This is a genomic window from Gemmatimonadota bacterium (genome assembly GCA_016209965.1).
In the GTDB taxonomy this organism is placed as follows: domain Bacteria; phylum Gemmatimonadota; class Gemmatimonadetes; order Longimicrobiales; family RSA9; genus JACQVE01.
Genome location: JACQVE010000173.1, coordinates 1 through 7,541, shown reverse-complemented (window position 1 = coordinate 7,541; position 7,541 = coordinate 1). Strand labels below are relative to the sequence as shown.

Here is a 7,541-nt window from a genome sequence, read left to right as displayed (position 1 = left end):
CGCCGACGTCAGCCGCCGCTTCTATGCGGCCCTCCACGCGCGCGGCCTCATCGAGCTCGAGGAGCGGCTGCTCGTCTCGGCCCGTGACCGGCTCGCGGCCACCGAGCGGCTGGTGCGCGTCGTTGCGGCGACGGCCGTCGACGTGCTGGGCGCCCGCGTCGATGTGGCGCGCCAGGAACAGGCGCTCGCCCGGGCCAGAGGCGAGGCGCGGAAGGCAGAGCTGGAGCTGCGGGAAGCGTTGGGCATTGCAGGCGACGTCGCCTTCGAGCTGGCCGGCGATTTTCCTGGAGTCTTCGACCCCTCGACCCTCGCCGCCGATGCCCTGGTCGCCGCGGCGCTCGCCGGCCATCCGCGCATTGCTGAAGCGGACGCCGCCGCGGCAGCAGCCCAGCGCCGGGCCCGCGCGGCACGCGGCACGCGCTGGCCGCAAATCGGCCTGAATGCGGGGCTCAGCCGGGGCATGAGCCTCTCCAGCTATGACGCGCTCACGGAGCTCAACCCCAAGAACCGCACCTTCTTCTTCGGCCTGTCCGCTTCGCTCCCGCTCTTCGAGCAATTCCGCCCCAGCGCGCAGATCGCCCGGGCGGAGGCCGCAGTCAGCGATTCCCGCGAGGACGCGCGTGCCGCGCGCCTCGCCCTCGAGCGCGAGGTGCGCAGCGCGCTGATCGACCTGGAGAACGCGCACCGCTCCCTCGAACTGGCCGACCAGTCCGCGGCGTTGAGCGGCGAACGCGTGGCACTGGCGCAGGAGCAGTACCGGCAGGGCGCCATCCCCTTCACCAGCTTGCAGTCCGTGATCGAGCAGGCCGCCGCGGCCGAGCGCGAGGCCGCCGCCGCCCGCCTCACCTTCGCCACCGCTCTGGTCACGCTCGAGGAGAAGGTGGGGAAGGAGCTCCGCCCGTGAGCGGCACCCGGCGCCACGACGGGGCGACACGGGGAGGCGGCGACGCGGCGCCACGGCGAAACCGTGCGGCAGCGTTGTGGCGTCGCCACGCTCTCACCTCCGTCCGCGGCCCTGCCGGGCCGCAGATTCGCGACTTCGCCGCGTCCCTGCGTCTCCACCTGCCTGCCTCACCTGCGGTGCCCCAGCCCTGGGCCCAGCCCCAGCCCTGGCCACGGGGAGAGGGCAGGGCGGGGGGTCTAGGATGACTCTCCCCCGCCTCTCGATCCAACGGCCAGTGGCCGTCTCCATGTTCTTCCTGGCGGCCGTGTTCCTGGGCGGCATTTCCTTCACTCGCCTGCCCATTGACCTGCTGCCGGACATCGCCTACCCGCGCCTCGTGATCTACACCACCTACCCCAACGTCGCGCCCGCCGAGGTCGAGCGCTTCGTGACCGAGCCGGTCGAGCAGGCGGTGAGCACGGTGCCAGGCGCGCAGGGCGTCGAGAGTGTGACCCGCGAGGGCGTTTCCCTGGTCACCGTGCGCTTTGCCTGGGGCGCGGACATGGACTTCGCCACGCTGAACGTACGCGAGCGGCTGGACAACCAGCGCGACCGGCTGCCGGAGCTGGCCTCCCGGCCCGTGGCGCTCAAGACCGACCCGCGCAGCGAGCCCGTGCTCGCCCTCAGCGTGGCCGGCGCTGCCGACCTGGCCGCGCTCAAGGAGCTGGCCGAGTCGGTCTTCAAGCGCCGGCTCGAGCAGCTCGAGGGCGTGGCCCAGGCGGCCGTGGTAGGCGGGCTCGAGCGCGAAATCCAGGTCGAGGCAGACCCACGGCTCCTCGAGAGCTACGGCCTCACCATTGACGATGTCGCCCGCGCGCTCGACGCCGCCAATGCCGCCGCGCCCGGTGGCACCGTGCGCCGCGGCCGCTACCGCTACGCGCTGCGCACGCTGGGCGAGTTCCAGAGCGTGGAGGAGATCGGGGAGGTTGTTGTCGAACGACGACGGGCGGGTTTGACGCCCGGCGCCAGCGCGCGCACCGGGTCGGGAACGGGATCGGGATCGGGAGCGGGCGCCGCCGTTCCGACCAGCCTGGTCAGCGTGCGCGACGTCGCGCGCGTGCGCGACGGCTTCCGCGAGCGCGAGTCCGAGGCGCGCTACAACGGCCAGGAAGCCGTGGGGCTGCTCCTGTTCAAGGAGTCGGGTGCCAACACCGTGCGGGTGGCGGAGCGCGTGGATGCGGCGCTGGCCCAGCTCCGAAGGGAGTACCCGGACATCCGGCTCGAGGTGGCCATGAGCCAGGCGGGCTTCGTGGCCGACGCCATCTCGAACGTGACCCAGGCGCTCGTGCTCGGCGGCCTGCTCGCCTTCCTGGTGCTGTTCCTGTTCCTGCGCGACGCCCGCTATCCCGTCGCTATTGCGCTGTCCATCCCCATCTCCGTGGTGGTCACCTTCGCGTTGCTGCATGCCGCCGGCGTGACGCTCAACATCATGAGCCTGGGCGGGCTGGCGCTGGGCGTAGGCATGCTGGTCGACAACTCGATCGTGGTGCTCGAGAACATCTTCCGGCGCCGCCACGGGCTGCAGCACGGCGGCGCCGCAGGCCCGTTGCCGGCCGGCCGCGGCGTGGAAGGCGCGGGGGGCGTGGAGGGCGCGGAAGTGGTGGTGGCGGCGGGGCCAGGCCTCGAAGGCGCCCTGCCTATCGACTCCGCGGCCCGCGGCGCCGAGGAGGTGCAGGGCGCTATCACGGCGTCGACGCTCACGACCATTGCCGTGTTCGGCCCCATTGTCTACGTCCAGGGCGTGGCCGGCGAGCTGCTCGGCCCCCTCGCGCTGGCCGTGGCCTTCTCGCTCCTGGCCAGCCTGGTGGTTGCCCTCACGCTGCTCCCCACCATGGCCGCCCGGTGGCAGGGGGGCGCGGCCACGGCTGGACCTGCGCCCGGGCCGGTGCGACGCTGGTCGCGCCTTGCCACCCGCCCCGTACGCCGCCTGGTTGCCCGCCTCGCCACGCCGCCGCTCGACGCGTTCGACCGCGGCTTTGCCCGATTCGCCGCATGGTACCACCGCTTGCTCGAGCGCGCCCTCGAGCACCGGGGCCGCGTCGTCGCCATCACGGTCGCATTGCTCCTGGCAACCATGGCACTCGGCCTCTTCCTCAAGCGGGGCGTGCTCCCCGAGGTGGATCAGGGGGCGTTCCGCGTGCGGCTCGAGCTGCCCCGCGGCACGCCCCTCGAGCAGACTGCGGCTGCGGCCAGGCGCGTGGAAGAGGTGCTGCGCGCCGACCCCGAGGTCGAGGCGGTCTTCAGCCGGGTCGGCCGCCAGCAGGCAGTAGCCGGCGTGGATGCGGCCGGCCAGGGCATCAACACTGCAACCCTCGAGGTGCGGCTCCAGGCGCACGCCCGCACAGAAGGGGTGCTGGACCGGCTGCGCCCCCGCCTGGCCGGGTTCCCGCCCGGCGCCCTGGCCCTCGAGACTGGCCAGGCCACCGCGCTCGGCCGGCTGCTGGGCGGGGCCGAGGCCGACCTGGTCGTGCGGGTGCGCGGCGATCACCTGGAAACCGCGCTCGCCTATGGCCGCGATCTTGAGACCCGCCTCGCCGGCGTCCGGTCGCTGGCCAATGTGCGGCTGGGCACCGAGATCGGACAGCCGGAGGTTCGCGTCGAGATCGACCGCGAGCGCGCTGCCGCCTACGGCATCGAGCCGCGGCGCGTGGCCGAGGCGGTCGAGGCCTATATGCGCGGCAAGGTGGCCACGGAGTTCGTCGACTTCGACCGCAAGGTGCCCGTGGTCGTGCGGCTGCCGGAGGAGGCGCGCCGCTCCCTCGAGACGCTCCGGCTGCTGCGCGTGGACGGCGTGCCGCTGCGCGAGCTGGTGCGCACGCACGAGGACGTGGGGCCTGCCGAGGTCCGGCGCCTGGACCAGGGGCGCGTCGTGCCCGTCTACGCCGATGTAGCCGCCGGCGGCCTCGAGGCCGCGATCCACCAGGCGGGCCGGGTGCTGGCTGCGGCGCCGCCGCGCGCAGGGCTGCGCGCCGAGATCGGCGGCGCCAACGAAGAGATGCGGAGGAGCTTCCGCGAGCTGGGCTTCGCCTTCACCCTCGCGCTGCTCCTGGTCTACATGATCCTGGCCGCGCAGTTCGAGTCGTTCACCCACCCGTTCACCATCCTGTTGAGCGTGCCGCTCGGCATCATTGGTGCGATCCTGGCCCTGGCCATCACGGGCGGGGGCCTCAACACCATGAGCCTGATCGGCATGGTGATCCTGGTCGGCATTGCCGTGAACAACGCCATCGTCAAGGTGGACTTCATCAACCAGATGCGGCGGCAGGGGCTGTCCACACGCGAAGCGATCCTCGAGGCCGGCCGCGCGCGCCTCCGCCCCATCCTCATGACCACCGTCACTACCGTGCTTGGCCTCGCCCCCCTGGCCCTGGGCCTGGGCCGTGGCGCCGACCTGCGCGCGCCTCTGGCCGTGGCGGTCATTGGTGGGCTGATCACGGCGACGGCGCTCACCCTGATCGTCGTGCCGGTGGCTTACGACCTGGTCGAGGAGGCGCGGCTGCGGGTCTCTGCCCTGCTGCGCGGCCGGAGCCCGGCCGCCGCGGCCCCGCCCGGTCGGCTGCTCCCGGAGGACCCCCAAGCGCGTGCCCTGGTGCCGGCCGGCGGCGCCGGCGAGGAACGGGCGTAACCATTATTTCACCGCCGAGTGCGCCGAGCACACAGAGATCGTACTGGATCGTACGGTACTTGGGGCGGCCGTCTGGCACTCTCCGCCCTCCGCCTGCTGGGCGGTGAATACGTAACTTGCGAAACGCTGCACTTAGCAGGAGGAGCACTATGCAGCCGAGCCGCGCATCCCGCTGTTTGCTCGCCGCTCCCGTCCTGCTCGCGTTTTGCGCCTGTGGCGCCGGTGAGAGGGCGTCCAGCGCCGTGGTTCGCGACAGCGCCGGCATCGAGATCATCGAGAATGCAGCCCCGCTGTGGCGCGAGGGCATGGAATGGCGCCTCTCGGACCACCCGGTCCTGGAAATCGGCGTGCTCGAAGGCGCGTCCGAGTATCAGTTCGAGCGCATTGCCGGTGCGGCCAGGCTATCCGACGGGCGCATTGTGGTGGCTGACGGCGGTGCCAACGAACTGCGCTTCTACGACAGCTCGGGTGCCTACGTGCTGACCGCGGGCCGCAAAGGGGAGGGGCCGGGCGAGTTCCAGAACCTCGGCTCGCTCTACCTGCTCACCGCTGACTCCTTGCTCACCTACGACTGGCGCCTCCGGCGCGTATCCGTCTTCGGCGCTGACGGGAGGTTGGCGCGCTCGATGGTTTTGCATGGCCCCGGCGATGCTTTCCCCAATCTCCAGGGGCGCTTCAGCAACGGCAGCTTGCTGGCCAGTCTGGGCCGGAGCTTCAGGCCGGGTGACAAAGGCGGTGTGAGCCGCGATTCGGCGCTCTACCTTCTGTTCGCTCCGAACGGCGGCGCTGTCGACACCCTCGGCTGGTTCCCCGGCCCCGAATACTATGTCAAAGCCACGGAATCGAGCGTAGCCGTCAGATCCCTGGCCTTCGGGCGCACCCCTGCGACGCTGGTGCGCGGAGACGAGCTCTACTTCGGCCCCGCCGACCGGTTCGAGGTCGGGCTCTACTCGGCCGCCGGCAAGCTGACGCGGCTGATCCGGCGCCAGCATTCCAACCTGGACGTCACCCCAGAGGACATCGAGCGCTACAAGCAGGAACAACTCGAGCAGGCTACCGATCCCAACTGGCGCCGGTTCCAGCAGGAGATGCTGGCGGACATGCCGTTTCCCAAGACCATGCCGGCCTACAGCAGGATGGTGGTGGACGAGCCGGGCGACCTGTGGGTCGCCGAGTACCGCCGCCCCGGCGACGACCAGCCGCGCTGGAACGTCTTCGACCCCGACGGCCGCATGCTGGGCACGGTCCGGACACCGCCCGACTTTGTCATCTTTCAGATCGGCGCGGACTTCCTCCTGGGCAGTTGGCGGGACGAGCTCGATGTCCAGCACCTCCGCATGTACCGCCTGATCAAGCCCGGGCGGCGCGGGTAGAGTGCCGGCCGCCACCGTGGCTCCATGGCGCCCTGAGGTATGATCCGGCTCTCGATCCGCCGCCCCGTCGCCGTGACCATGGCGTACGCGGCCGTCGCCTTGCTGGGCGTCGCCGCCTGGCGCAACCTGCCCCTCGAGCTCTTGCCCGACACCCGGCTGCCGCAGCTCACTATCACCGCCTCCTGGTGGGGCGCCTCGCCCGAGACCACCGAGGCCTTCCTCACCTCGCCCCTCGAGGCTGCGGCGCAGCAGGTGCGCGGCGTCGAGAAGGTTACGTCCGAGTCCTCGGAGCAGGACGGGGCGGGGTTCGCCAGGATCACGGTCGAGTTCGCGCGCGACACGGACATGGACTTCGCGCGGCTCGAGCTGTCCGAGCGCTTGGCCGCGCTCGAGCAGGAGCTGCCGGCCGGCGCCTCCCGCCCGCAGATCCAGCACTACGTGCCGCGCGAGTTTCAGGAGCAGACACGCCCCTTCCTCGGCTACACGGTCACCGGGCCCTATACCGTGGAAGCGCTGCGACGCCACGTCGACGACGTGATCGCGCCCGCGTTGCGCCAGGTGGATGGCGTGGCCGAGGTGGTAGCCCAGGGTGGGCGCGACCGCGTGCTCGAGCTGGAGCTGGACGAGGAGAAGGCACAGGCGCTGGGCCTCGACCTCGAGCTGGTGGGCAGCCGCGTGCAGGAGCTGGAGTTCGTGCGCGAGGCCGGCGCCGTCGCGGCCGGCGGAGTGCTGCGCACCCTGGCCATCCGCCAGCGCCCGGAGTCGGCCGGGGACGTGCGGCGCCTGCCGCTGCTCACGGACCGCGGCCGCACAGTTCGGGTGGGCGACGTCGCCCGCGTCCACGACACCTACGAGGACCCGACCTCCTACTACCGCATTGACGGCCAGCCCGCCGTCTCCTTCTTCATCCTGCGCGAGATCGGCACCAGCGCCGTGGCCGTGGCCGACCGGGCGAAGGCGACGGTGGCCGCGCTCGAGCCCACGCAGCCGCCGGGGCTCCGGCTGCTGCTGGACAATGACGAGAGCAAGGCGATCCGGCAGCAGCTCACCGACCTGCGCTTCCGCGCCCTGGTCGCCGCCGGCGTCATCTTCCTGGTGCTGCTCCTCTTTCTGGGCTCGTTCCGCTCCGCCGGCATTGTCTTCGCCACCATCGCCTTCTCCATCCTGATCACGCTGAACCTGGTCTACTTCGGCGGCTTCACGCTCAACGTGCTCACGCTCATGGGGCTGGCCATGGGCTTCGGCCTGGTGGTCGACAACGCCATCGTGGTCCTCGAGAACATCTACCGCCGGCGCCGGCTGGGCGAGGCCGCGCCGCTCGCCGCCGAGCACGGCGCGCGCGAGGTCGTGCTCGCCGTGCTCGCCGCTACGCTTACCACCGTCATCGTCCTCATCCCCTTCGTCTACCTGCAGGGCGAACTGCGCGTCTACTACGTCCCGCTCGCGATGGTCGTCGGGTTTAGCCTGCTGGCCAGCCTCTTCGTCGCGTTCACGTTCATTCCCGCTCTCGCGTCCCGGATCCTGGGAAAGGGGGAAGGCGCGCGCTCGCGCGCGGCGCCTCACACGCCCTTCTACGTCCGCTTCTATGCCGGACTGGTCG

4 protein-coding genes are annotated in these 7,541 nt (G+C 71.5%); all 4 read left to right on the top strand.

Translation table 11 applies throughout. The annotated features are described in order from the left end of the window. On the top strand, window positions 1-904 hold a 904-nt coding region (locus HY703_07080), incomplete at its 5' end, for a TolC family protein (protein MBI4544937.1). A gap of 241 nt (window positions 905-1,145) precedes the next feature. After that, entirely contained in the window at window positions 1,146-4,568 is a 3,423-nt protein-coding gene (locus HY703_07075) for an efflux RND transporter permease subunit (GenBank protein ID MBI4544936.1), read from the top strand. Window positions 4,569-4,810: 242 nt separating this feature from the next. Next, window positions 4,811-5,941 (top strand): hypothetical protein, encoded by a 1,131-nt coding sequence (locus HY703_07070; protein ID MBI4544935.1) that lies wholly within the window; start codon window positions 4,811-4,813, stop codon window positions 5,939-5,941. Between the two features lie 39 nt (window positions 5,942-5,980). Further along, window positions 5,981-7,541: efflux RND transporter permease subunit (locus HY703_07065; protein ID MBI4544934.1), on the top strand; the 1,561-nt coding region annotated here is incomplete at its 3' end.